The sequence below is a fragment of the Idiomarina loihiensis L2TR genome (assembly GCF_000008465.1).
GTDB classification, from domain to species: Bacteria; Pseudomonadota; Gammaproteobacteria; order Enterobacterales; family Alteromonadaceae; genus Idiomarina; species Idiomarina loihiensis.
Genome location: NC_006512.1, coordinates 2,589,741 through 2,615,345, shown reverse-complemented (window position 1 = coordinate 2,615,345; position 25,605 = coordinate 2,589,741). Strand labels below are relative to the sequence as shown.

25 protein-coding genes are annotated in these 25,605 nt (G+C 48.0%); 16 read left to right on the top strand and 9 right to left on the bottom strand.

Annotated features, from left to right (window positions below; all coding sequences use genetic code 11):
* Positions 1-113: 113 nt before the first annotated feature.
* The gene (locus IL_RS12515; protein WP_011235665.1) at positions 114-395 is read left to right on the top strand and encodes a DUF3081 domain-containing protein; all 282 of its coding nucleotides are present in this window, start codon (positions 114-116) and stop codon (positions 393-395) included.
* On the top strand, positions 392-1,060 hold the full coding sequence (trhA, locus tag IL_RS12510) for a PAQR family membrane homeostasis protein TrhA (RefSeq protein ID WP_011235664.1): 669 nt from the start codon (positions 392-394) through the stop codon (positions 1,058-1,060). Before IL_RS12515 ends, trhA begins: the two co-directional genes overlap by 4 nt.
* A 75-nt stretch (positions 1,061-1,135) precedes the next feature.
* Here the strand turns inward: trhA and typA are convergent, their stop codons facing one another.
* On the bottom strand, positions 1,136-2,977 hold the full coding sequence (typA, locus tag IL_RS12505; protein ID WP_011235663.1) for a translational GTPase TypA: 1,842 nt from the start codon (positions 2,975-2,977) through the stop codon (positions 1,136-1,138).
* 310 nt (positions 2,978-3,287) lie between these two features.
* On the opposite strand from typA, the gene glnA reads away from it, so the two are divergent.
* The 6 genes from glnA (at position 3,288) to IL_RS12475 (ending at position 10,354) form a co-directional block, all read left to right on the top strand.
* Positions 3,288-4,697, top strand: coding sequence for a glutamate--ammonia ligase (gene glnA, locus IL_RS12500; protein ID WP_011235662.1), 1,410 nt, complete (start codon positions 3,288-3,290; stop codon positions 4,695-4,697).
* A 24-nt stretch (positions 4,698-4,721) separates the two neighbouring features.
* Positions 4,722-5,843 carry a nitrogen regulation protein NR(II) gene (gene glnL / locus IL_RS12495; protein WP_011235661.1) on the top strand — a complete coding sequence of 374 codons (1,122 nt, stop codon included), beginning with the start codon at positions 4,722-4,724 and terminating at the stop codon, positions 5,841-5,843.
* Positions 5,833-7,239, top strand: a complete 1,407-nt coding sequence (gene ntrC, locus IL_RS12490; protein WP_011235660.1) for a nitrogen regulation protein NR(I) — start codon at positions 5,833-5,835, stop codon at positions 7,237-7,239. The genes glnL and ntrC overlap by 11 nt, the downstream gene beginning before the upstream one ends.
* Before the next feature lie 75 nt (positions 7,240-7,314).
* Entirely contained in the window at positions 7,315-7,995 is a 681-nt protein-coding gene (locus IL_RS12485) for a response regulator transcription factor (RefSeq protein ID WP_011235659.1), read from the top strand.
* 95 nt (positions 7,996-8,090) lie between these two features.
* Positions 8,091-9,353 carry a sensor histidine kinase gene (locus IL_RS12480; RefSeq protein ID WP_227016379.1) on the top strand — a complete coding sequence of 421 codons (1,263 nt, stop codon included), beginning with the start codon at positions 8,091-8,093 and terminating at the stop codon, positions 9,351-9,353.
* Positions 9,350-10,354 carry an alpha/beta hydrolase gene (locus IL_RS12475; RefSeq protein ID WP_011235657.1) on the top strand — a complete coding sequence of 335 codons (1,005 nt, stop codon included), beginning with the start codon at positions 9,350-9,352 and terminating at the stop codon, positions 10,352-10,354. Before IL_RS12480 ends, IL_RS12475 begins: the two co-directional genes overlap by 4 nt.
* On the opposite strand, the gene IL_RS12470 is transcribed toward IL_RS12475, so the two are convergent.
* The gene (locus IL_RS12470) at positions 10,344-11,273 is read right to left on the bottom strand and encodes a cation efflux pump FieF (RefSeq protein WP_011235656.1); all 930 of its coding nucleotides are present in this window, start codon (positions 11,271-11,273) and stop codon (positions 10,344-10,346) included. The two genes, IL_RS12475 and IL_RS12470, sit on opposite strands and share 11 nt — an antisense overlap.
* A gap of 54 nt (positions 11,274-11,327) precedes the next feature.
* Between IL_RS12470 and trmL the strand changes: the two genes are divergently transcribed.
* On the top strand, positions 11,328-11,792 hold the full coding sequence (gene trmL, locus IL_RS12465) for a tRNA (uridine(34)/cytosine(34)/5-carboxymethylaminomethyluridine(34)-2'-O)-methyltransferase TrmL (protein ID WP_011235655.1): 465 nt from the start codon (positions 11,328-11,330) through the stop codon (positions 11,790-11,792).
* Here trmL and IL_RS12460 read toward each other — a convergent pair.
* Positions 11,776-13,116: a hypothetical protein gene (locus IL_RS12460; protein ID WP_016341407.1), complete on the bottom strand. Its 1,341-nt coding sequence runs from the start codon at positions 13,114-13,116 to the stop codon at positions 11,776-11,778. The two genes, trmL and IL_RS12460, sit on opposite strands and share 17 nt — an antisense overlap.
* 298 nt (positions 13,117-13,414) lie before the next feature.
* Between IL_RS12460 and IL_RS12455 the strand changes: the two genes are divergently transcribed.
* Positions 13,415-15,091 (top strand): cyanophycinase, encoded by a 1,677-nt coding sequence (locus tag IL_RS12455; protein ID WP_011235653.1) that lies wholly within the window; start codon positions 13,415-13,417, stop codon positions 15,089-15,091.
* Between the two features lie 302 nt (positions 15,092-15,393).
* Positions 15,394-16,425: an IS110 family transposase gene (locus IL_RS12450; protein WP_011233734.1), complete on the top strand. Its 1,032-nt coding sequence runs from the start codon at positions 15,394-15,396 to the stop codon at positions 16,423-16,425.
* A 323-nt stretch (positions 16,426-16,748) separates the two neighbouring features.
* Here the strand turns inward: IL_RS12450 and pyrE are convergent, their stop codons facing one another.
* Both pyrE and rph read right to left on the bottom strand, forming a co-directional pair.
* Positions 16,749-17,393, bottom strand: coding sequence for an orotate phosphoribosyltransferase (gene pyrE, locus IL_RS12445; RefSeq protein WP_011235652.1), 645 nt, complete (start codon positions 17,391-17,393; stop codon positions 16,749-16,751).
* Positions 17,394-17,428: 35 nt separating this feature from the next.
* Positions 17,429-18,142 carry a ribonuclease PH gene (rph, locus tag IL_RS12440; protein ID WP_011235651.1) on the bottom strand — a complete coding sequence of 238 codons (714 nt, stop codon included), beginning with the start codon at positions 18,140-18,142 and terminating at the stop codon, positions 17,429-17,431.
* Positions 18,143-18,278: 136 nt separating this feature from the next.
* Here rph and smrA point away from each other — a divergent pair, with 136 nt between their 5' ends.
* Positions 18,279-18,866, top strand: a complete 588-nt coding sequence (gene smrA / locus IL_RS12435; protein WP_011235650.1) for a DNA endonuclease SmrA — start codon at positions 18,279-18,281, stop codon at positions 18,864-18,866.
* 20 nt (positions 18,867-18,886) lie between these two features.
* Here the strand turns inward: smrA and IL_RS12430 are convergent, their stop codons facing one another.
* Both IL_RS12430 and IL_RS12425 read right to left on the bottom strand, forming a co-directional pair.
* Complete coding sequence (locus IL_RS12430) at positions 18,887-19,960, bottom strand: RNA polymerase sigma factor (protein ID WP_011235649.1); 1,074 nt, start codon at positions 19,958-19,960, stop codon at positions 18,887-18,889.
* Positions 19,950-20,846 (bottom strand): alpha/beta fold hydrolase, encoded by an 897-nt coding sequence (locus tag IL_RS12425; RefSeq protein ID WP_011235648.1) that lies wholly within the window; start codon positions 20,844-20,846, stop codon positions 19,950-19,952. The genes IL_RS12430 and IL_RS12425 overlap by 11 nt, the downstream gene beginning before the upstream one ends.
* Positions 20,847-21,057: 211 nt before the next feature.
* On the opposite strand from IL_RS12425, the gene IL_RS12420 reads away from it, so the two are divergent.
* On the top strand, positions 21,058-21,921 hold the full coding sequence (locus IL_RS12420; protein WP_011235647.1) for a YicC/YloC family endoribonuclease: 864 nt from the start codon (positions 21,058-21,060) through the stop codon (positions 21,919-21,921).
* 42 nt (positions 21,922-21,963) lie between these two features.
* On the opposite strand, the gene IL_RS12415 is transcribed toward IL_RS12420, so the two are convergent.
* Positions 21,964-22,527 carry a 3'-5' exonuclease gene (locus IL_RS12415; RefSeq protein WP_016341406.1) on the bottom strand — a complete coding sequence of 188 codons (564 nt, stop codon included), beginning with the start codon at positions 22,525-22,527 and terminating at the stop codon, positions 21,964-21,966.
* A gap of 63 nt (positions 22,528-22,590) precedes the next feature.
* The gene (locus tag IL_RS12410; RefSeq protein ID WP_011235645.1) at positions 22,591-23,166 is read right to left on the bottom strand and encodes a helix-turn-helix domain-containing protein; all 576 of its coding nucleotides are present in this window, start codon (positions 23,164-23,166) and stop codon (positions 22,591-22,593) included.
* A gap of 88 nt (positions 23,167-23,254) precedes the next feature.
* On the opposite strand from IL_RS12410, the gene IL_RS12405 reads away from it, so the two are divergent.
* The 3 genes from IL_RS12405 to IL_RS12395 all read left to right on the top strand — a co-directional run bounded on the left by IL_RS12405 (position 23,255) and on the right by IL_RS12395 (position 25,523).
* A complete protein-coding gene (locus IL_RS12405) occupies positions 23,255-23,893 on the top strand; it encodes a LysE/ArgO family amino acid transporter (protein ID WP_011235644.1) in 639 nt (212 codons plus the stop codon).
* 127 nt (positions 23,894-24,020) lie between these two features.
* Positions 24,021-25,124 (top strand): Fic family protein, encoded by a 1,104-nt coding sequence (locus tag IL_RS12400; protein WP_011235643.1) that lies wholly within the window; start codon positions 24,021-24,023, stop codon positions 25,122-25,124.
* Positions 25,125-25,226: 102 nt separating this feature from the next.
* Positions 25,227-25,523 carry a hypothetical protein gene (locus IL_RS12395; protein WP_011235642.1) on the top strand — a complete coding sequence of 99 codons (297 nt, stop codon included), beginning with the start codon at positions 25,227-25,229 and terminating at the stop codon, positions 25,521-25,523.
* The last annotated feature ends 82 nt before the right edge of the window (positions 25,524-25,605 follow it).

Genomic DNA, 25,605 nt, shown 5'->3' with positions numbered 1-25,605 from the left:
ATGTATATTCTGATACAAGGTTTTTGAAACAAATAGGTAAAAGCGGTTGTGGAATGGACATTCGACCCTAATAATAAGGGTATACATTTAGTTAGAAAACGCTGAGGTGTGTGATGAAAAACGAACTTGATAACAAACTGATGTTGGATGCGTACGAAAAGATCCACACTCATGGCGAAGCTCGTCAGGGACGTCACTACTTGGACGGAATAGAAGCTTATACCGACCATGACGGTTATACCGTTTTTTTGGAAGGGCATGGTGTCACGCTAACCCTGCAGTTTCATAACTCATATAACTTAAAATACGACAATGAAAGACAGTATGACCAGTTTATAAGGGCACTCAAGAATATCAGTAAAGGTTATGAGACGCCGGGAATGGAACGAGGATGAGCAATCAGCATAAAGTCTATACCGTAAAGGAAGAGGTGGCTCATGCATTAACTCATGGCATTGGTGCCGTTTTAAGTATTGTTGCTTTAGTTTTCATGTTGATTTGGGCGGCGGCTTACGGTGATGGTTGGCATGTTGTTGCTGCGAGTATCTACGGTGCTAGTCTTATTCTGCTTTATACCGCTTCAACGCTTTATCATGCGTTTCCCTGGCCAAAAATGAAAGCGGTGTTTCAACAGCTTGATCATGCCGCTATTTACATTTTAATTGCTGGTACTTATACGCCATTTGCTTTAATCAATTTAAGAGATGCCTGGGGCTGGACCTTATTGGGCGTGGCTTGGGGAATTGCTTTGGTGGGTGTCGTGCTTGAGCTGACGCTGAAAAAGCGAATTGCCTGGCTGTCGCTTACTCTCTACCTTGGAATGGGCTGGATGGCGATTATTGCGATTAACCCGATGATTGATAATGTGGATGCAGGTGGCTTGATGTTGCTTGTCGCCGGCGGTTTAGCTTATACGCTGGGTGTTATCTTTTATGTCTGGAAATCTCTGCCTTATCATCATGCCATCTGGCATTTGTTTGTATTGGCGGGCAGCGTCTTCCATTTCTTCTCGATTTTCTACTTTGTATTGCCGCAACCGGAGTTGCTGAGTGCGAACTAGCTGATAAGCTGAATTTTGGTTATAAAAAACGCCCGCTAAAGTAGCGGGCGTCTTTTTATAACAGCTCTGCAAATCTTAACCGTTCTTCGGCTCACGACCTAAACGTTTACGATCGTTTTCTGTCAGTGCGCGTTTACGAATACGAATAGACTCAGGTGTCACTTCGACCAGTTCATCGTCATTGATGAATTCCAGTGCTTGCTCCAACGTTAAACGAATTGGTGTACTTAAGGTCTGTGCTTCGTCAGTACCAGAAGCGCGTACGTTAGTCAGCTGTTTACCTTTCAGGCAGTTTACTGTCAGGTCGTTTGAACGGTTATGAATACCGATGATCTGGCCTTCATAAACTTCATCACCGTGTGATGCAAATAACTTACCGCGCTCCTGCAGGTTAAACAGTGAGTAAGTCAGAGCTTTACCCTGAGCATTTGAAATCAGTACACCGTTACTACGCTGACCGATGGTTCCGCCTTTGTGCGGACCGTAGTGGTCAAACGTATGGTACATAAGGCCAGTACCTGAAGTCAGTGTCATGAATTCTGTCTGGAAGCCAATCAAACCACGGCTTGGTACTTCAAAATCAACGCGAACGCGACCTTTACCGTCTGGTGTCATGTTGGTCATTTCGGCTTTACGCAAGCCTAATTTTTCCATAACCGCACCTTGATGCTGCTCTTCAATATCAACCGTCATGGTTTCATAAGGTTCCATTTTCTTACCATCTTCGTACTTGATGATAACTTCTGGACGAGAAACGGCTAATTCAAAACCTTCACGACGCATGTTTTCAATAAGAACACCTAAGTGAAGCTCACCACGGCCAGATACGCGGAAACGATCCGGGTTGTCAGTTTCTTCAACACGTAAAGCTACGTTATGAACCAACTCTTGTTGCAAACGTTCAAGAATTTGACGAGAAGTAACAAACTTTCCTTCTTTACCTGCGAAAGGTGAGGTGTTTACCTGGAAGGTCATAGTTACTGTTGGCTCGTCAACGGTCAGTGGCTTCATAGCTTCAGCTTTACCAACTGCACACACGGTGTCGGAGATTTTTAGCTCGCCCAGACCGGTAATGGCGCAGATGTCGCCTGCTGCAGCTTTGTCCGCTTCAATGCGGTCAAGACCCAGGTAGCTAAAGACTTTACCAATTTTTCCGTTACGTTCTTTGCCGTCGGCACCAACAATAGTCACTTGCTGGTTCACTTTAACGCTACCGCGGGTAACGCGACCAATACCAATAACGCCTAAGTAGCTCGAGTAATCAAGCTGTGACACCTGCATTTGCAGGTCGCTTTCAGGGTCAGCATCGGGATGGCTTACCTTACTAACGATAGTTTCGAACAATGGCGTCATGTCGCCGTCTTGATCTTCTATGTCTAATGATGCCCAGCCGTTAAGCGCTGATGCGTAAACTACCGGAAAGTCCAGCTGTTCGTCAGTAGCGCCCAGGTTATCAAATAAGTCGAATACCTGATCCATCACCCAGTCAGGGCGTGCACCAGGACGGTCAACTTTGTTAATAACAAGAATAGGGTTCAAACCATGAGAGAAAGCTTTCTGCGTGACAAATCGAGTTTGAGGCATAGGACCGTCAACGGCATCAACCACTAACAATACGGAGTCTGCCATAGAAAGTACGCGTTCAACTTCGCCACCGAAATCGGCGTGTCCCGGAGTATCCAGAATGTTGATGCGGTAATCTTGCCAGTTAACCGCGGTGTTTTTGGCGAGGATAGTAATACCACGTTCTTTTTCAAGATCGTTGGAATCCATAATACGGTCTTCTATTTCGCCACGGCTTTCTAAAGTGCCAGATTGTTGCAACAACTTGTCGACTAGGGTGGTTTTACCATGGTCAACGTGCGCGATAATCGCGATGTTGCGTAATTTTTCTATATCAAATACCTGAATTGTCATTAAGAACTGCCTGTAGTTGTCCGGGAATGAAACCCGTCCAAGGGGTTTTGTGAAAAATAGCGGCGTATTCTACCTTTTTGAGTTGGATTAAGAAAGACCTGATTGTTTTTTGTTCGTTATATTTTTATGACGTTATCTTAGAATGTTACTTTTGCACCAATTTTGTGCGTTATGCGCTATACTGGTGCGTATTAATTTACGCATTATAGTGCTAAATGAACTAACTTTATGAATATAAACAAAAAAGTCAGTTGGCACAGGCTTTGCTATACTCAAGCTGTATTTTTAGACGCTGTCTACGGAGGACAACATGTCAGCTAATAAGATTTTCGATACCATCAAAGAACACGACGTAAAATTCGTCGATTTACGCTTTACCGATACTAAAGGTAAAGAGCAACACGTCACTATTCCGGTGTCGCAAATCGATGAAGACTTCTTTGAAGAAGGTAAAATGTTTGATGGTTCATCTATTTCCGGCTGGAAAGGCATTAACGAATCAGACATGGTACTGATGCCAGACAACGAGTCTGCGGTGATTGATCCCTTTACTGATGAAGTCACATTGAATGTACGTTGTGACATTCTTGAGCCGGAAACTATGCAGGGCTATAGCCGTGACCCTCGTTCAATTGCAAAGCGTGCGGAAGATTTCCTGCGCTCATCAGGCATTGCAGACGACGCTTACTTCGGTCCGGAACCTGAGTTCTTCCTGTTCAACGACGTACGTTTCCACACAGACATGAGTGGTTCGTTCTACAAGATTGACGCGGAAGAAGCGAAGTGGAACTCAGGCCGTGAATATTCAGAAGGTAACCTGGCTCACCGTCCTGGAGTAAAAGGCGGCTACTTCCCGGTACCTCCGGTAGACTCAGCGCACGACATTCGTGGCACCATGAGCTTAGTAATGGAAGACATGGGTATGGTTGTTGAAGCCCATCACCACGAAGTAGCAACAGCAGGTCAGAACGAAGTGGCTACACGCTTCAATACTCTGACTAAGAAAGCTGATGAACTGCAGGTTTATAAGTATGTGGTGCATAACGTCGCGCACTCTTACGGCATGACCGCAACCTTTATGCCGAAGCCACTGGTTGGCGATAACGGCTCTGGCATGCACGTGCATATGTCACTGAACAAAGGCGGCGAAAACTTATTTGCCGGCGACCAGTACGCAGGCTTGAGCGAAACCGCGCTGTTCTATATTGGCGGTATTATTAAGCACGCACGTGCCATTAACGCTTTTGCGAACGCCTCTACTAACTCGTACAAGCGTCTGGTTCCTGGTTTTGAAGCACCGGTGATGCTGGCTTATTCCGCCCGTAACCGTTCGGCTTCTATCCGTATTCCATTGGTTTCCAGCGCGAAAGGTCGCCGTATTGAAGTGCGCTTCCCTGACCCAAGTGCGAACCCGTACCTGGCCTTTACTGCGCTGTTAATGGCTGGCCTTGACGGTATCCGTAACAAGATCCACCCTGGCGATGCCATGGACAAAGATTTATACAATCTGCCTCCTGAAGAAGCGAAAGACATTCCGACCGTTTGTCACTCACTGGAAATGGCTCTGGACGCGCTGGATAAAGACCGCGACTTCCTTAAGCAAGGCGGCGTTATGGACGACGACATGATTGATGCCTACATCGATCTTAAGTACAACGAAGTAGAGACATTGAAGAAGACTACCCACCCGGTAGAATTCGATATGTACTACAGCGTTTAATGGTTACTGGCCGGGTAAGGTGTCTTGCCTTACCCGGTTGCACCAACTTGGTGCGTAATTTATCCTGCCTTCGTGAACGATAGCGCGCTACTTAACCAACTACTCACAGGCATACTCATCCTCGATGATCGCCTGACCATCCGTTACGTCAATTCGTCTGCTGAATCCTTACTCGATCACAGTGCAAAACGCCTGTTGGGCGAACCTTTCACTGCGGCTTTTTATCAGTGTTCGCTGGCGTCAGAAACGCTGATGGAGTGCCTGAATAGCGAGCAAACGGTGCTGAATGCGGAAGCTCAGTTCGCGCTGCATTCCGGGCACAATATTCGGGTGGAAACCAGTATTCAAACAGTAGAGCAACCTTTTGGACGTGCTTTGCTACTGGAATTAAAACAAGTAGACCAGTTGCGGCGAATAAATCAGGAAGATCAACAGCGTAATCAGCTATTCGCTACCCAGCACTTATTGCGCGGTATGGCGCATGAAATAAAGAACCCTCTGGGAGGTTTACGCGGCGCTGCGCAGTTACTGGCACGGCAACTTCCGGACGAGAGCCTGACAGAGTATACGGACTTGATCATCACCCAGTCGGACCGGTTAAGGTATTTGGTCGACAGGTTATTAGGGCCGGTAAAAAGGGGCGAGTCGAAGGAAACCAATATTCATGAAGTGTTGGAAAGAGTTGCCAGAACTTTGGTGTACGAATATGGAGACTCGCTGAATTTAGTTCGGGATTACGACCCGTCGCTGCCGGATATTCAGGTGGTTGCGGAAGCTTGTGAACAGGTGTTTTTGAATATTGCCCAAAATGCAGCACAAGCTATGTCAGGCGAAGGCACTATTACAATTAAAACGCGGGTAGAACACCAATTGACTCTGTTTGGACAGCGCTATCGACAATGTGCGGTGGTTACTTTGACCGATAATGGGCCCGGTATTCCGGCCGAGTTGCGCGAAACCCTGTTTTATCCGTTGATAAGCGGCCGTGCTGAAGGAACCGGACTCGGCTTGTCGCTGGCACAAAATTTAGTGCATCAGCATAAAGGGAAAATTGATTTTGATTCCAGTCCCGGAAAAACCCGATTTTCAGTGTATTTGCCTTATCTTTCAGCAGAAAATGGTAATGAGGTGACGGATGACCACTAATGCTCAGTTATGGATAATTGATGATGACGACTCTATTCGCTGGGTACTGGAAAAAGCCTTTGCTGATAGCCGTTATCACGTGCGCAGTTTTGCCAATGGCGAAGACTTTTTCATGGCTCTAAAGAGCGATAAACCAACCGTTGTGCTCACCGATATCCGTATGCCGGGAGAAAACGGCCTGGCTGTACTGGAGCGGCTGCATCAGACCGAGGCGCATTTGCCTGTTGTGGTTATGACCGCGCATTCCGATCTCGAGACAACGGTAAAAGCGTTTCAGGGCGGCGCATTTGAGTATCTGGCAAAGCCCTTTGACATTGATGAAGCTATTACCGCCGTTGACCGTGCTCTGCAGCATGCCAGACAAAGTGAAAATGCGCCCGCGCAAATAGACGCAAATTCAGTTCCCGAGCTTATTGGTGAAGCCACGCCTATGCAGGATGTGTTTCGTGCTATCGGTCGCTTGTCGGGCTCAAGCGTTAGTGTGCTGCTTACCGGAGAAACCGGTACTGGCAAAGAAGTTGTCGCGCGAGCTCTGCATAAACACAGCCCACGGGCGGATAAACCTTTTATTGCGCTTAACATGGCAGCAATACCCGCCGATTTAATTGAGTCGGAGCTGTTCGGGCACGAACGCGGGGCCTTTACCGGAGCCGACCGTAAACGCGTCGGGCGTTTTCAGCAAGCTGACGGTGGTACTTTGTTTCTGGATGAAATTGGCGATATGCCTTTACCAGTTCAGACACGGCTGTTGAGAGTTCTGGCCGAAGGACAGTTTTACCCGGTGGGAGCGTTGCAACCGGTAAAAGTGGATGTGCGCGTTATTGCCGCCACCCACCGGGAACTAGAACACTTGGTTAACCAGGGCACATTCAGGGATGACCTTTATCATCGTCTTAACGTTATCCGTTTGCGGCTGCCGCCTCTGCGTGAGCGGGCGGAAGATATCGATACTCTGGCAAGACACTTTCTTAAAAAGTCGGCCGAAGAGTTGAATGTCACACCAAAAACATTGTTAAATGAAACGCTTAGCACATTAAAGAGTTACAATTGGCCAGGTAACGTCCGACAACTGGAAAATACCTGTCGCTGGCTAACCGTTATGGCGCCCGGGCAGCAAATAAGTCCCCGGGACTTGCCTGAAGACATTCTGGTGACTTCAGAGCCAGGTTCGACAGAGCCAGGCGGTGAGCTTACCTGGTTACACTTTTTGCAAACTGAGCTGGAACAGCAGCCGTTAAACTCGCAGGATGTTCTGCAAAGTTATCAGCAGCAGCTGGAGCAGGTTGCGTTACAGACTGCTTTAAAACGTTTTTCCGGACATAAACAAAAAGCAGCCGCATGGCTGGGCTGGGGAAGGAATACCTTAACCCGAAAGTTGAAAACTCTGCTAAAGTAAAAGTTATGTAAAGAGGGTCGTATCCATCCCCGGCATTTTGGATCATGGATTTATTTCTGGAGAGAACAACAAGTTATGAGACATTCCGTACTACTCATTGACGATGATACTGAAATGTCTGTCATGCTGACAGAATTGTTTAAACGTGAATCTGTGGATTTAAGTGTCGCCGAAGATGGTGTCACTGGTCTTGATAAAGCACTTAACGGTGACTACGAACTTATTTTGCTGGACGTTATGCTACCCGGCATTGATGGTATGCAGCTTTTGCAGCGGTTACGCCAGCAACATCGTGATACCGCGGTGCTGATGCTGACGGCTCGTGGTGACGATGATGACAGAGTCATGGGGCTGGAGCTTGGCGCAGATGATTATCTGCCAAAGCCTTTTAATCCACGTGAGCTGATTGCCCGTGTAAGAGCTTTGCTGCGTCGCACGCCAAACACAACCATGCAGAATGAAAGCCTGAACGTTTGTGGCATAGTGCTGGATCCGGCTACTACGGAAGTAAAATGCGATGATGCTGAACTGATTCTGACACCAACTGAGTTTGATATTTTGCGTTGTCTGATGCAGCAAGCCGGTCAAATGGTCAGTAAAGATCAGCTTTCTGTTGCGGCACTGGGACGAAAAATGGAGCCTTTTGACCGCAGTCTTGACGTGCATATCAGTAACATCCGGAAGAAATTCCCGGCAAAACCTGATCGTATTCAAACTATACGAGGTCGCGGCTACCGACTGATTGCAAGCTTATGAAGAACCGGCGTACGCGGTGGTACCGATCGCTTGCTCTGAGATTACTTTTCATTTTTTGGGCGCTGCTTTCGGTCACAGCGGCCAGTGGTTATTTGTTGGCGGTTTGGAACAAACCTAAAGCTGAACTTAAACCACTGGAGCCGGAGATTTATCAGACGTTACAGCCTTTATTGAGCGATGCGTTAACCTTTCACTCTCTACAACCCGGCCGGCTTATTGCTGGCGACTACCGCGTTGCCGCACAGTTGTCGGTGCAGGGCAGCGAAAAGCTATTAATGGACGAGATGCTGCGCGTAAGTCACGGTTCCACGCTATTGCGTATGCTGGGTCAAGAGTCTCCGCAGCAGATTCCTCTGGACGAGCGTTTGTTAATGGGTCCGTTCGAGCTCGACGGCAATAAAATTCTGGTGACTAAGCCCTTAGGCATTGAAGAGCAGGTTGACCGTGAGCGGTTGGAAGCAGAATCGACCCGCGCGCGCATACTGACCTTAATGGTTGGTAGCGGTTTACTCGCAGTATTACTGGGTATTTGGCTTATTCGACCTATACGACGAATGATTCTGGCAATGCGCGAAGTGGCTGATGGTAGTGCAACGCCTGAACTTAAACGTTTACCTAAACGTGGTGATGAAATTGGTGAACTGGCACGGGCTTTATCGCAAGGGGCGGTCGACTTAGCAACTTCGCGTGACGCGCAACGGCGATTACTCAGCGATGTATCGCACGAATTACGTTCACCTATGGCGCGTATGCAGGTGGCTCTGGATTTAGCCGATTGCAATGAGGACGACCCTAATTGGCAACAATTGCGCCGCGATACGGAACGTCTCAGTGTGATTATTGAGCGAATTCTTTCGCTGTCGAGACTGGAGAATGGGCTGGTTGATCTGAACCATGAAAGCCTGGATAGCGGTGAACTGGTGCAGCAGCTTATTAATGATATGTGTTATCAGCATCCAGAAGTACGCGAGCGCTTGCTGCGGCATGGTAGCAACTGGCCGGTTATTGATACTGACCCTGAATTGCTGCGGCTGGTTCTGGAAAATATTGTCCGTAATGCACTGCACTACACCGAAGATAACGTAGAGCTTTCCTGTGACGATTACGGCAAAGGCTGTCATATTCGCATTCGGGATCACGGCCCGGGGGTTGATGAGAGCACCATAAGTAAACTGTTTGTGCCTTTTTATCGCGGCGATCCGGCGCGACACCATAAAGCCGGCGTTGGTCTTGGTTTAGCCTTGAGTCATCGCGCGGCGGCTGTTCTGGGTGGTGAATTAAAAGCTCATAATCACTCTGAAGGGGGACTTGAAGTCGTGTTAGACTTACCCAAAAGTCAGCCCGAACAGAAAGAATGAAGCAACCGCCTACTACACAACAACGCCCTGCAGACGACACGCCCGAATGGCTGGAGTTTTTTAAGGCTCAAGTCGAAGTCTTTTGGGAACAACAAGTTACCTCTGAGTATTTTGCTGCGTTTGATGGTCTCAAATTACATTTTGCCTATTACCGACATAGTGACTCCGCACCCTTAGTGGTTATTGCTCCGGGGCGAATAGAGTCGGCACTGAAGTATCAGGAACTGTTTTGGGAGCTGGCACAGCAGGGCTTTTCTGTTGCGGCACTGGATCACCGTGGGCAGGGATTGTCGGGGCGCCTGACGGCGAACCCTCATCAGGGACATGTCGAAAACTTTAATGACTTTGTACGTGACTTTTCGGACTTTACCAACCTGTTAGTGGCACGATTTGGCGATGTACCCAAAACACTGTTTTCTCACTCGATGGGCGGAACAATAGCGACCATTTACTGTGCCACTTACCAGCATCCTTATAAAAAACTCATACTCTCTGCTCCTATGTTTTCTATAGAAACAGGAATAGTGCCTTATTGGTTCGCGCGTTGGATAGTTTTTGCGGGAGCCTGGTTAAACCGCTGGCTGGCAAAACCGTGGTATTTTCTCGGTATGGGAAATTATAAGCCGGTGCCTTTTGAAGAGAACGTTCTGACACATAGCCGACAGCGATATAAGGCGTTTCGGGATGCTTATGATAATGTTTCGGATGTTCAGCTAGGCGGGCCCACATTTAATTGGCTGTATGAGGCCATCAGTGCCGCTATCAACGCGCAGAAACTGGCAAATGACATTACCATTTCGGTCATTCTGTTTCAGGCAGGGAATGATAAAGTGGTTTCCGCGTCAGGACAAAAGAAAGTAGCTGCTGCGGTTACCCGGGACCACTTTAGGTTTGAGACCATTAAAGGTGCATCGCACGAGCTTATGATGGAAACTGACAAGTTTCGTCAACCTGTGCTGGACGCTCTTATTGAAGAAACCCGGAAACTTGCTAACGCTTAAGTGAACCTTCTACCACGGCGACAATTTCAGGATCCATGTGGACAATAATATCGGCGCCCGGGAAAGCTTTCATCAGCTGTGCTTCAACATCATCGGCAATGGCGTGAGCCCGTAATAAAGACAATTCGTTGGCCAGCTCAATGTGTAACTGAATAAAGCGCACCGGGCCTGCCTCCCGTGTGCGTAGACCGTGAAAGCCTTTAACGCCGTTTACCGCCATTGTGATATTAGCAATCTGCTCTTGCAGCTCTTCTGACAACTCACGATCCATCAGTGCCTGAAATGCATCCCAGCCAATACGAACTGCGCCAATAATGAGGTAAACGGCAATGCCCATGGCAAAAATACTGTCAGCCCAGAGCCAGCCATAGCTACTTAAAATTAACGCCACAATAACGGCTAAGTTCAGCAGTATGTCCGACTGATAGTGAAGATTATCGGCCTGCACGGCCTGAGAGTTGGTATGACGAATAGCCATACGCTGTATAACAATTAAAACAAAGGTAATGACAATAGCAATGGCAGAAACCGCGATACCGTAACCCACTTTAGGCACACTGCCGCCCTGCATAAACTGTTGAACGCTGTGAAAAATAAGCAGCATGCTGGAACCGGAAATAAAGGCGCTTTGCGCTAACGCCGCCAGGGATTCGGCTTTACCGTGACCGAATCGATGCTCTTCATCTGCTGGTTGCAAAGCGTAGCGAATCGCAAAAAAGCTGAATATGGAAGCGCCGCTGTCTAAAATTGAATCGGTGAGAGATGCCAGCATACTGGCGGATTCTGTCTGGAACCAGGCAAAAAGCTTAATGGTAATTAGGATTATGGCAACGATAACCGACGCTGTACTAGCCAGTCGTACCCAAAAAGCATAATTCTGTTGGTAGTTTTTCTGATTTGCCACAGTACCGGTACACATTTATAAAAGATATTCTGCTATTCTACCGCTTTTACCCAAGTGATGAAAACGACCATGTTGCACCTTGTACTGTTTGAGCCTGAAATTCCCCCTAATACCGGCAACGTTATTCGTTTGGCGGCGAACACGGGCATGTCCTTGCATTTAATTGAGCCCTTAGGGTTTGAGCTGGATGAAAAAAAAGTACGTCGGGCGGGTCTTGATTATCACGATTTAGCTTCTGTAAATATCCATAAAGACTGGCAGAGCTTTCTGAATAGTACCTCGTTTAACCGCATTTTTGCGTGCACAACCAAAGGTAAGACAAATTACTCTGCAGTGGCTTATGAGGCCGGCGATGTTTTGTTGTTTGGCCCTGAAACTCGCGGGCTGCCAATGGAGGTCCTGGAAACTTTTCCACAAGAGAACTGGTTGCGGTTGCCAATGGCGGACACCAGCCGAAGCCTGAATTTATCCAATTCAGTGGCTATTTTTGCTTATGAAGCCTGGCGCCAGAACGATTTTACAGGCGCTCGTTAATTTGCTGTTTAGCCCTTTTTTCAATTGTCTGTTCGAACAGCGTGTTATCAAATAGTTGACGAAGTGCACGGCCTCTGTTGTTGTCGAGAAAGGCCATGAATAAAGGTTGTGGTCCCGACAGCTTCTGTTTCTTGTAGGGCTTTTCGGTCCAGTCAGGCAGGTTGTCCTTGTAGTCTATTACCGCACTGACCCTTTCCATATCCAGCAGTGCAAAGCAGTCCAGTGAATTCGAGGCCCGGTAAAAGGGTCGGTCGGTATCCACTAAGGTTTGCATGAAGCGAGGGCCGGATACACAAATAGGACCATCATTCGGTTGTTCAAGGGTGAAAAGAAAAATGCTGTCGTCGTAGCCAATATGATATTTAGACAGAATGATATTTTTTATTTTCTGATCAGGACGAACACCGATTAACGCATCTGCACGGCCTTCCTGTAGTAATTGAATACTTCGCTGCCAACTGCTGACAACCGTATTGAGCCGGGAGGTAAAAGTCGGAAATACGGATTTAGCCAAATTCCATAATTTGCCCGTGCCGTCGGCATTCAGTAAGCCCTGGTGTATGGCTCCTACAACCGTCAGTTGCTCAGGACGCTTTATGGGCTGTATTGGTGTTTCCAGGGTGACACCATACTGCTCGCGCAGTGCCTTCATCCGGCCGTTGTCGCGCATAGTTTGCAGGTGATAAGTCAGTTGAGGTATCAGTCTCGCATGCTCTTCATTCAGATAATGAAAACCAACCTCTGTCGATAACTTATGAGTAATTAAATGAGGGTTATCTTTCAGATCTGAATTTTCAAATTGAAAATCCCCCATAAATGCCATTTGAATGCGCCCCGAATCGAGTAATTTTACCACTTGCTCAATATCAATAGGGGTGACAATAGACGGTTCGTAAGGCAGGTTTTCGACCAATTTGGTAATTGAGTCCATACCGTTAACATAGGCCAGACTTTTCATTTCTGACAATGGGCAGTAACCACAGTTACGACGATCGGCTACCGCGATAATATCGAAAGTGAATAGTGGAAAAGGCACCCGGCGCAGGTGCCGGCGCTTGTCTTCAAGTAGCGCTGTTCTTCCCAGCTCCCCGGCGATGGTACCTTCAGCAGCCAACTGCTCACCTCGTAAGCGGGGAAGTTCGATGTACTCGAGTTCAATACCGAGTTTTTCGTATGCCTCTTCAAGCACCGCTGTTACATATTGCGTAAAGGGACCTTCCTCGGGAGCACGGAAAGTCAGTTTCTGCTCTGAGAAGGCAAAACTGGTCATCGGGAGCAGGCCCGCGAGCAGTAACAGAACGCAAAAACGTAACGGTGACTTCATAACAACACGTGTGATCTTATTTCATAAAAGAGAGATTAGTATAGCAGTGTTCGGATGCTCGTCACGAGCCCTGAAAATTATTTATTTTCATAGGTTTACGCTTATTAACAGTGAGTTTACTATGCCGTATCACATAAGTTAATTCTGCGAGAATTTTAGGTCTGTCTATAATAAATGCGTTAATCTATTGTCCTATATTTGACAGTTGGGTTGTTAACGCTCTAGCGTTGCAGCCTGTTGATTTTGTTAGTTGAAATATTCTAGCGGTGAAAGCCGTCGGTAACTAGGGGTTTTATTTATGGTTAAGTCGTTGTTTTCCTTGCTCTCTTTGGCGGCATTGTCATCAGCTTTTGCGGCGCCGTCAAATGCTGCCGATGACGATACATACCGACATTTATTGTTGGCTGGTGGCGGTCTGACGGCCTGTTCCAGTTTCGCGTCGGATAACTGTGATGACGTTGACTGGATTGATAAGGAAACGATGCGCACCGACAGGTATTTAAACCTGTCGAAAAAATTTCGTTCGAGAGCAACGGCAGAGTCGGTTTGGCCTAGTTACCGTGAAGAAACTCGCAAAAAAGTTGCTGATGCGCTGGAATTAATTCACGAGCGTTTAAAAGAAGACATTGTTCCTGAGCGCGTTTTTCTGCGTGAGTTTACCCGGCGGGCGACACAACAGCTTTATAACTCGTTGTCAGATGCTGAGTGGAACCGGATTATTGACTTAATTGAGCTACCGGTTCCGGATTCCGCACGTGAAGTGGTTAATCTGGATGAAAACCTCAAAGGTGAGTCAAAAGCAATTTTTCAGCGCTTTGTTGAAATGGCGCAGTCAGTTGCCGGAGATGAACGGAAGCCAAAGGTGTATTTCCTGACCTCTGCATCACGTAATCCGTACGATAAGATAGATTTTTACAATAGTGTATTTGAACAGCTGGGAGCAGAAGTGCATTGGCTGCCACTGGATTCTGCTGTAGTAAAAGCTCAGCGGGAAGGTCGTTGCGATGAACTGGCAAAAATTCAGCAAAAGCAATTAGGTGCTTATGAACGTGACCGGGTGCATAAAGACCGGTATCAGGAGCAAGTCGCTTTTTGCAAAGATTCTGATGCGGCCGCAGAGATGCTGGCCGATGCCGATGGACTGTTTTTTAATGATGGTGATCAGAACCTGACTCGTTCAACCTTTATTAAGGCGAATAATGAACCCGGCGATGTGCTGAAGACGATTATTGCAGCTGTGCAACAAAAGGAAGTGGTTATTGGCGGAACGGGTGCCGGCACTGCGGTTATGACTTCTAAGCCTATGATTTCTAATGGCACAACCGCTCAGGCCATAAAAGAGGGAGCGATTGCTTCCGATCCTCCTCCATTTGGTTGCAATTTAGACACCACCTGTCCGCCGAATGTTGGACCTGATAGCCTGACTTACCATCCGCTGGGCGGCTTAAGTTTGTTTCACTATGCCACATTGGATACTGAGTTTTCTGAGCGCGGGCGGCAGGGGCGCTTAATGCGTCTGGCGGCTGCGAGTTCCACACCATTATCTATTGGTATTGACGAAAACACCGCAATGGAAGTGAATTTAGAAAGCGGCGCTTTCAACATTATTGGTGAGCGTGGTGCGTTTATGGTGGAAGATGCACAAGGAACCGATAATGCCGTAGCTGCTACGTTTCATTATCTGGTCGCCGGAGCATCGGGGGTTATCTCTCCGTATGGATTACAAACCGCCGAGTTTGCGAAAGGCGATGATGTTGTTCAGGAAGAGCCAACAACAAACTTTCTCAGTGATCGTGGCTTAATCGATTCTATGCGCATTTTGTGTGGCGAGCGTAAGCAGGTTAGCTTGCTAAATAAAGACTTCCGCCTAATTGCACAGCGCGGGGAATCCAGTCGCGTGCAGTCTTCAGGTGGCGAATGCCAGATTGTAAACGGCAGCATTGGTATTGCCTGGCAGCCACAGGAAAAGCTGTAGCGGCTGGGAAACTGGGAAAGCGAGTGCTGAGGTTACGAGGAGTCTTTTGGAGGACGCCCGTGAATACATCCTTGTAGGACTTGAGCAGCGCCATCCACGGCGCTGCACACCTCCACAAGACCCCTCGCAACCGTCAGGCGCACTCTTATTCCCCGATATTCCACCTGGCGTGAATGAAAACGGCAATCACTTATTGCCGTTTTCCTGGTAGCCTGATGAGATGGTCCCCTCCCTCCTAAGCGGCATCGCAATGTGCCAATATAGAGTTTCGAAGATTCTATAGAACGGAGTGGAGAGGACCAATGGCTATTGTAAACAGAATTGCCCTGGATTTGGCAAAGGATTTTATTCAGGTTTTGGCGCTGGATGAAAATGAGCAGGAAGTTTTTAATAAAAAACTGCGCAGCAATAAAGTGTTAGCGAAGCTGGCGACGCTGAGCCGTACGGATGACTGTGAAGTAGCGGTTGAGTCCTGCGGCATGAGTCATTACTGGCGCCGCGAATGTGAAAAGCTGGGTTATAAAACGGTGGCGTTGCCACCGCGTTTCGTCAAAGCGTACCTGCAGGGTGAGAAGAACGATGCGAATGACGCCCGGGCGATAGCCGAGGCGGCATCACGACCCAACCGTCAGACGGTCAGGCTGAAAAGCATTGAGCAGCAGGACTTAGCATTGATGGTCAATCAGCGGGAAGGCTTCGTGCAGACGAGAACGCAGTTCTCGAATAGGTTGCGGGGGCAACTGGCCGAATACGGCATTCTTTTACCGAAGCGAGTCGGTACGATATTACAGAGAGTACCGGAGGTACTGGAAGACGACAGCAATGCGCTGACGCTTCAGTCACGGGACCTCATCAACCGGCTCTATCAGATGCTGCGAGCGGTGGATGAAGAAGTTAAAGCGCTGGATAAGCACTTAGCGACACAGGCCGAAAGGAATGAAGACAGTCAGCGGCTGATGACCCTGCCGGGTATCGGACCGATAACAGCGACCTCGCTGCTGGCACTGATAGGTGATGTGAGTGAATTTAAACGCGGCCGCAACCTGTCGGAATACCTGGGACTGGTACCACGGCAAAACAGCAGTGGCGGTAAAGACCGTTTAGGCGGTATTACCAAAAAAGGGAACACCAAACTCAGGACACTGCTGGTGCATGGCGCCCGCTCGGCACTGCGGGTGGCACAACAGCGCCACGACAGGCTGAGCCTCTGGGCACAGGATGTCGCTAAACGCAGAGGCAACAACGTTGCAGCGGTGGCACTGGCTAACAAGCACGCCCGGATAATCTGGGCGATGTTAAAGAATAAAGAAGATTACCGGATGACTGCTGCTTAACAGCATTCAGTAAAAGAGCACAGCGAAGGTTCATTCCTTCCGGGAGTTGCAAACGTCAACAGGATGGTAAAATAGGGTAAACCGACGACAACTGAGACTGTTGAACGTCCGTACATAAAGTACGTTAGCCTGATAAGCCAGTTGTCGTGCGGAGTTCATCCAGGCCAGGTGCGCAAAGCGCGCACCATAAACAGGCCGTATATATGCGAGCGCCCCGACATTTACCACGAGTTGCCGTTGCAAAACGGGAGGGGACCATATATGACATTCATGTCAGGTGAGATATTGGACCTGACGTAAACGTCAGGCTACGCACATTCGTATCAGGCGACGCCGAACTCGGCGCGATACGCTTCAACTTTGGGAAGATATTCGTTAAAAGTGTCGTCATCTTTCAAAAAGTTGATGACATCATTCAAGCTTACAATGCTAACCACCTGGGCATTAAAATCACGCTCAACTTCCTGAATCGCCGATAGTTCGCCTTTGCCTTTTTCCTGACGATCCAGAGCAATCAGAACACCGGACAATTCGGCGCCGTTCGTTTCGACAATCTCCATGGCTTCACGAATAGCTGTGCCTGCGGTGATCACGTCATCCACCAGCATCACTTTGCCTTCCAGCGCTGAGCCCACCAGGTTACCGCCTTCGCCGTGGTCTTTCTTTTCTTTACGGTTAAAGCAATATGGGGTGTCTTGCTGATGGTGGTCGTATAAGGCGACCGCTGTGGCAGTGGCAATAGGAATGCCTTTGTAAGCCGGGCCAAAAAGCACATCAAAATCGATACCGGAGTCGACCAGCGCGGCGGCATAAAAGCGGCCTAAGCGTGCTAAGTCAGAACCTTTATTAAACAGCCCGGCATTAAAAAAGTACGGGCTGGTGCGGCCGGACTTTAAGGTAAACTCACCAAACTTTAATACGCCACGCTCTATGGCAAACTCAATAAACTCTTTTTGATACGCTTTCATTGCCGAAGGGTTCCTCACCTACTGTTACACCAAATTTATGCTAAAGCTTGTTTCTGAATATCAATCAACTCGCGAATACTGTGACGCGCCATTTCAACCAGGCTGTTCATTTCGTCAAAACTGAAGGCTTCGCCCTCGGCTGTGCCCTGAATTTCGATAAACTTACCGGCTTCTGTCATCACTATGTTCATGTCAGTATCGGCTTTTGAGTCTTCAATGTATTCAAGATCGCTGACCGGCTCGCCATCTAAAATACCGACTGAAATTGCCGCGACCATTTCTTTTAACGGGTTCACTTTGACCATACCTTGCGCCCGCATCCAGTTCAGCGCGTCAACTAAGGCGACACAAGCACCGGTAATAGACGCGGTACGTGTGCCGCCGTCGGCCTGAATCACGTCACAGTCGATAGTAATGGTGTGCTCACCTAAGGCGCTCATGTCGATGCAGGTACGCAGTGAACGGCCAATTAAGCGCTGAATTTCTAAGGTACGACCGCCTTGTTTACCGCGGGAGGCTTCGCGGGCAGAACGGGTATGAGTTGCGCGTGGTAACATGCTGTATTCAGCGGTAACCCAGCCCTGGCCTTTACCTTTTAAAAAGCGAGGAACACCTCTTTCTACCGAGGCATTACAAAGCACCTTGGTTTCGCCAAACTCAATTAAAACCGAGCCTTCTGCGTGTTTGGTAAAGTTACGGGTAATGGTTACCGGTCGAATTTGTTGTGCCGTACGGCCACTTGGACGCATGTCATCTCCTTACTGAGTGAATGTCGCGATGTATAAATTGAGCGCAATTGTAGCAGAATTGGACGATTAATGGATCGCGATTCGCGCAGCAACGTATTACACTAGACCGAGCAAAAGAATATGAGCGGGAGGCAGTATGTCGCGTTCAGATGATGAAGAATTTGAGTTGTTTCGTCAGGAAATGACTGACGTAACGCCCTTGGCGGGTGAAGAAGTTGCTGATATTAAGCAGGCTTTTGAACCGACGCTGGCGCAAAAAGAGCGCCGCCGTGCCGCTGAGGCAGAAGAAGCTGAAAACGAAAACTTTTTATCGACTGAGTATGTAGACTTGGTTGAGCCGGAGGACGTTATTGAGTTTCATCGCGATGGTGTTCAGGCTGGAGTGTATAAACGCCTTAAACAGGGGCGTTACAGCATGGAAGCCAGTTTGAACTTGCACCACCATACGTTGGTAGAGGCGCGCACGGCACTGTTTAACTTTGTGAAAGATTGTCACGGCGCGGGTGTACGTACGGCTTTAATCATCCACGGCATGGGCAAGCACACTAAGCCGCATCCGGCACTGATAAAAAGTTACGTGAATAAGTGGCTGCGCGAGCTGGAACCTGTACTGGCGTTTCATAGCGCACAGCGACCGCATGGTGGCCGCGGCGCAGCCTACATAATGATGAAAAAGAACGCCGAACAGAAACAAAAGAACCGTGAAAAGCACGCTAAGCGGTAACTAATTAAGGTAACGGCCGACTAGAGTCGGCCACTCATGATTAAACCCGCAATGAATGATATTCCCCCGCCACCAAAACCCAGAATGGCGCCTAAATAGCAGCTCCAGCGTTTTGATTTTGGGTTATTAACGTGACGCTGCACCTGAACTTGATAGTACATGATGCCAGTCACTAAAAGACTGTAAGTCGCAAGCGGAAGAATCCAGCCGGGGTCCAGCTCATAACTGGCAAAAAACAAACCGCCTATAACGACCAAGAATACGGCTGCCCGATTTCGCAAACGAACCAGATGCTGTTTCGCCTGGTGTGTTGGGGCGTACTTCTGTGCTTGACGAGAGCCGATAAACAAGCCGGCTAAAGCGGCAAAAATACCAATGGCTGCAATACCCAAAAAGGTGATCCACTTGATTCCGCTACCGAGTGCGCCGGAAGCGGATAAGCCAGCCGCTGCTGCCGGTGGACTGCCAAATGTTAGTGCCGAGCTGAGTATCGTGGTGACGCTGAGTGACGGAGCACTGAGTAAGGCGGCTTTCCCGACTCGACTCAGTAAGTTCGCCGCAAGCATTTTGCGGGCGCGGGACAAACGTTTACGCACCGTTGCGGCGTCAACACCCAACAGTTCAGCAACGTGCTCACTGGACTGTTGCTCTCGGTAGTACAGCAGCACAATATCGCGGCTGTCATCGGGCAGGCGAGTGAGTGCTTGTGCAATAATTTGGTTCCGCTGTTGCTGTGTAAAGTCCTCATCTGGCTGTTCAGTTGCTATTAGCTGTTCCAGCTCTTTGTCGAGAGGTTTTTGGTGTTGCCGGTGATTGTGTTTTTCCTTCTCAAGCCACTGATAAGCACAATGGCGGGTGGTTTGCCGCAGCCAGGGTAAAAAGCTTTGTGCCTGTTTCAACTGGTTCATTTTCTGCCAGGCCAGTATATAGGCTTCTTGGGCCACATCTTCACTAGCTTTAACGTCCTGAACAATGGCCAGCGCGACACTGGCAACCAGGTTTTGTGTGCACTGAACAATTTCAGCAAAAGCTGATTTATCACCGGCTTGCGCGTGTTTGACGTGTTGAGTTAACGCAGCGATGTTACTGTGCATGACAACGCTCCTCGATAAAGTCGGTGGTTTGCTGAATAAAGGATTGCGGCTGGTCCCACATAATAAAATGCCGCGCCTGATCAAACTCTACCAAGGTTATCAGGTTGCTACCACTGACTTGTTTTTGGTAATGCGTCATAGCGGCAGCGCGTTGCTCTTTCGGAAATGCACCCGTTGCTGCCATCTGTAACACCGGAATCTCCAGTTGTGTTAATTGAGGCCTTAAATCTGTTGTCATCAACTCATAGATAGCACGCCCTGCCGTTTTCGGATCGGACGATTTAGCCATATCTACAATAAGTTCTTGCCCTTGAGTTAAAGCGGTGTGACGGGAGACTCCCTGCGCTGTTTGAGCCGCCATGGTTGCTGCAGACATTTGCTGATAAACCGACAGTAATTGCTGTGCCTGAGGTTTGGCCTGGTCTGCAGTTAAGGCCGGGTTCCTCGTCACCAATGCAGAGAAAAACGGGACGCCATCAACGGCAACCACACAGCTTATGGCAGGCTTATCGGCTACGGCTAACTGGTAACCGAGGAAGCCGCCCAGACTATGACCTACAATCACCGCATTCCCAGAGGTATGGTCAGTTAGATAGTTGGTTATGGCAGCCATGACGGGCTGGGTAAATTGCTGCCGTAGTGGCCGGTAATGTGGTTGGTCACCAAACCCGGCAATACTGAGCTGATGAACCCGATAATTTTTACTAAGTTTATGTGCAGTATCCTGCCAAACTCGACTGTCGCTGGTAAGGCCGGGTATTAGCAGCATATCCTGTCCGCTACCCGACACCTGACTTGAAAGAATGTCTGAGTGTTCATTGGCGAACGTGGGGTTCATACTGGCATTGACTATGAATGACAAAATAACGGCTATTGTGGATTTCATCTTTTATTTCCTTTGTTGTGGCCGGCTACGGCGGTTTACTGTGTGGCTTAATGTTGCGTACTCAGTAATAAAGTCAGGTTGGCCGTTATAAGTGTGACATCTTTATTTATCGAGGCTTTGACTTCACCTTGGTCGGGATCACAGGTAATATCAGCGCACATTGTTATCACAACGTCATCCGCAACGGCTGCTTAGCAGCAAAGGAACCGACATGATTCAAAGTATGACCGGTTATGCTCGTTACGAGCAAAAAGCCGACTGGGGCACCGCAGTTTGGGAAATTCGTTCCGTTAACCAACGGTATCTGGAAACCTACTTCCGCCTGCCGGAAACCTTTCGCTCTCTGGAAAATTCACTACGTGAGCAGTTTCGTAAAAAGCTGCAGCGCGGCAAAGTCGAGTGCAAGCTTAGCCTGCAGGTAGACGAAGCGCAGCAAAGCGCTTTGTCGATTAACGAAGACCTGGCAAAAAGCGTGATTGCCAGCGCCAAGTGGGTGAGTCAGCATTCCGCTGCAGGGCAGTTAAACCCTATTGATGTTTTAAAGTGGCCTGGCGTTGTTGCTGCTCAGGACCAGGACATGGACGAGCTGCAAAAAGACGTTTTGGCCGCACTGGAAAAGACCACTAACGACTTTATCGAGAACCGCAAAAGCGAAGGCGCAGCCATTGATAAAATGCTGCAGGAACGCCTCGACGGTGTGACCACGCAGGTGGCTTTTGTGCGTGAGCGCATGCCGGAAGTGATGGCCTGGCAACGTGAGCGCTTACTAACCCGTTTTGAAGAAGCTAAAGTTGAGTTAGAGCCGCAGCGCGTAGAGCAGGAAATGGTGATGCTGGCGCAGAAAACCGACGTAGCCGAAGAGCTCGACCGCTTAGACGCCCACGTGGAAGAAGCCCGCAAAATACTGAAAAAAGGCGGCCCTTGCGGACGACGCCTGGACTTTATGATGCAAGAGTTCAACCGCGAAGCAAATACACTCGCCTCTAAGTCTATCAACTCTGACATTACCGCGGCTGCGGTGGAATTAAAGGTTTTGATTGAGCAGATGCGTGAGCAGATCCAGAACATCGAATAATGCATTTTGACGTAGCCTGCGGTTATTATCGCAGGTGCGATCTCATAAGTCAGTAAACCGCAACAACGGGGCAATATTCAACGCATCATCAATACCGCGATGGTGCGTTCCCTCAAACGATAAACCATGATATTTCATAGCATTGGCTAAGTCAGCGCTACGACTATTCACTTTGCCCCGCCGCCACTCTTGCTTGATGTTCATGTGCGACAGTGAGAAAAACTCTGGCGCCAGGTTATGACGTCTTTGCTCCGCGCTAATTTGGTTTTTGTCGTAATTACCCCATGACCCCCAACCCTCTAACTTATAATTCTTTAACCACTGGTCTATTTCAGGGACAACACTTTGGTAAACAGGAGCCGCGTCAACATCACTTTGTGCGATGCTGGTCAGTTGTGTACAAAACTCACTAAGGTTAGGGTGTGATTGTGGGCGCACCATGAAAGAGCGGTAGTCTCTTACGGTGCCATTGTCTTCCGCGATAACACAACCGAACTCGATAATTTCCATATCATCGACGGTTTGCTTTCGGTCTAAACCTTCAACATTGCCGTCCCAGCAGGTGGCTTCAAGATCGACTATTAGATAAAGCCTGTTGGAATTCACGATACTTGGGTCCATAGGTCAAAATTTGATTTGATATTTGAAGAGAAACTTTCAATGAGACCTCTACCTCGACTTTTCGTAGACCGTCATTGTGAAGTGAACGGGTTCGTTAGTGCTGTTTTGGTAGGTGTGCGCAACGTCCATTTCGGCGGTCATTGAGTCACCTGCCGATAAAGTATAAGTTTCTTCATTCACCAAAACGTCTAAACAACCCCCCTCAACGTGAATGAGTTCAATGGTTCCTTTAGAGTGCGCCTCAGATACAAATTGTTCTTTGGGAAACATAGACCATCGCCATAACTCGATCATGATTGTGCCCTTTGAACCTGCAAGCAGTCGAGCAACCCCCCCATGATCACCATTCCAGAGTGTCGGAATGTCCTGAGGCTGTCGAATCGTTACTTTAGGGTCGTCTGATACAGCTACTATATCCGCCACAGAAACGGCAAGTGCATTGGCTAATTTGCATAGAATTCCGATACTTGGGTTTGCACGCCCTTTCTCTATTTGCACTAGCATTCCTTTGCTGATTTCGGCATTTTTAGCCAGCTCATCAAGGGACATTCCGTATTGCTTACGAAAGGTGTAAACGCGTTTTGCGATAGCTTCGTTAATAGCTGTTTTATCTTTATCGGTCATTATATTGACTATTTGTTTCTTTATATTAAACTGACGATAATTTCCATTATCGTTGACTTAAACGATTAGAACAACGCAGGAAGTGATAATGTTCGAGTTTGTCAGTGTATTCGTTATGGGTGCCGTAATTTCTGGTGGATTGATTATTGCAATTGGTAGCCAGAATGCCTTTCTGTTAAAAACCGGGCTAACGAATAATCATCCGTTTGCAGCGGCGACCGTTTGCTTTATCGGCGATATTCTACTTATTGGTGCGGGCGTATTTGGCGTTGGCGCGCTCTTTTCGATTGAAAGCATCTGGGGGCAAATGCTGAGCTTAGCGGGTGCTATTTTCTTAATCTGGTATGGAAGTAATGCGCTAAAAGCTGCGATAAAAGGTGAAAGTCGATTATCGATAGAAAAGGGTGAAAGCAAAAGAACATCGCTTAAAAGCGCATTATTGATGGCTTTTGCAATGACATTTCTAAACCCACACGTTTATATAGACACTGTTGTTCTGGTTGGCGGTGTTACTGCTGGCTTTGAGCAAGTCTATAGACCGTGGTTCGTTGCCGGAGCTTTATGTGCCTCGGCAGCCTGGTTCTATACACTGGTATTTGTTGCAAAAAAACTTGCGAACAAACTGAATAAACCAAGAACCTGGCGTATTATCAATGCATTAATCAGTGCGGTAATGTATCTGATCGCAGGTAGTCTTTTAGTAGATTTAGTCCCGTATTGGCTTTAGCAGGTAAAAGGTACAGAAGTACCAATGTTTGCAAAATGAGCCGAATACACCTACTATTTGGCTCATAAATCGAGCCGAATAACTTTAGTATTCAGCTCACGACGCAAGCAACTAAGGTAATCAGCAAATGACCGCGTGGCTTTGGCAGCACAAAGACTGGCCGAACATGGTGTGGCAGCAACAACAGCTGACGCCTTTGTTGCGTGGTGTTTATGATCGTCTTGGTCAGCTAAAGGGTAAATCTGCACTAGTTGAGAATGACGCTGAGTTTAGTCTGGATACGCTCTTGGCAAATATTGTTGCATCGTCGGCGATAGAAAGTGAAAAAGTTGATGTGTACGCGGTGCGCTCCTCCTTAGCTCGGCAACTTGGTATCAATGACAAATCACCGGTAAAGACAGATGGTTCGTCGGAAGGGTTAGCCAGTTTAATGCGCTCTGCAGTAACAGACCTGGATGAGACAATTAACTTAGAAAGGCTACTAAACTGGCATAGGTGGTTGTTTGAACATCATGAATCACTTATGCAAAAAGTAGAGCCTGGCGTTTTGCGCGGTGAAGCACCCATGCAAATTGTTTCTGGGCCTATTACACGGCCGACCGTTCATTTTGAAGCCCCGCCAAGAGCCAATATAGAAACAGAGCTCGAAAGCTTTGTTAATTGGTACAACGAAACGCAGCAGGACTTGCACTATGACCCTTTGTTACGTGCTGCTATTGCCCATTTGTGGTTTGTGACAATACACCCATTTGAGGATGGTAATGGGCGAATAACTCGAGCGCTTACCGACAGAGCTCTGGCTCAGGCGGACAGACAAAGTATTCGATTATTTGCGATGTCTGAAGCGATTCTGGCAAATCGTACGGGTTATTACGACATACTGGAATATACTCAGAAACATGGGGTTGATATAACGCCATGGCTTGTTTGGTTTTTACAAACACTTGCTGAGGCTGTTGATGCCGCCCTAATAAAAATTGACAGGGTTGTCGCTAAGGCAAAATTCTGGGCTCACCACGCGGATAAAAATATTCAACCAAATCAGCAAAAGGTGCTTAACCGGTTGTTGGATGGTGATTTTTCGGACGGCATTAATGCATCGCAGTATAAGTCGGTGGCTAAGGTGAGCAAAGCAACGGCGACGCGACATTTGGCGGATATGGTTGCACAAGGGCTGCTTTATAAAACAGAAGGCGGTGGGCGAAGTACGCGTTATAAGGCTTCTACCTAACTTATCGACAACCACATGCTACCAGCATAGAGCACCGTAATAAATACGCTTTCCATACCAATATAGCCGAGGCTTTCTGTTGAACGAATACGAAAGGTTTCTATGCGAAAAACGGACAAAAAAATTGAGCGCGAGATAATCCGCGAACTGACTCAAATGTGCGAAGCCGCAAAGTTTGATCATGAAGGTTTTATCTGGCTGACGCACGAGGTTAATTATCAGCGTTTCCCGCAAAGCTTAAAGGTGACACTTGTGTTTAATGAAAGCGTAAGCGAAGAGGTTTTGCTGGCGGAGTTTCAGGCACTGATCCCAAAAGTGCAGTTAGCTCTTGAACCGGTAATAGGTGAGTCCTTGCCTGCGGCGCAAATTGAAGCCTGCCGGGAACATAGACTGCAATAAGCAGCTGCCTGCCTTAACAATTTACCCTGTGGTCGTGCCTGCGTTGACATACTGTGCTACAACAGATATCAAGTTTAGAAAA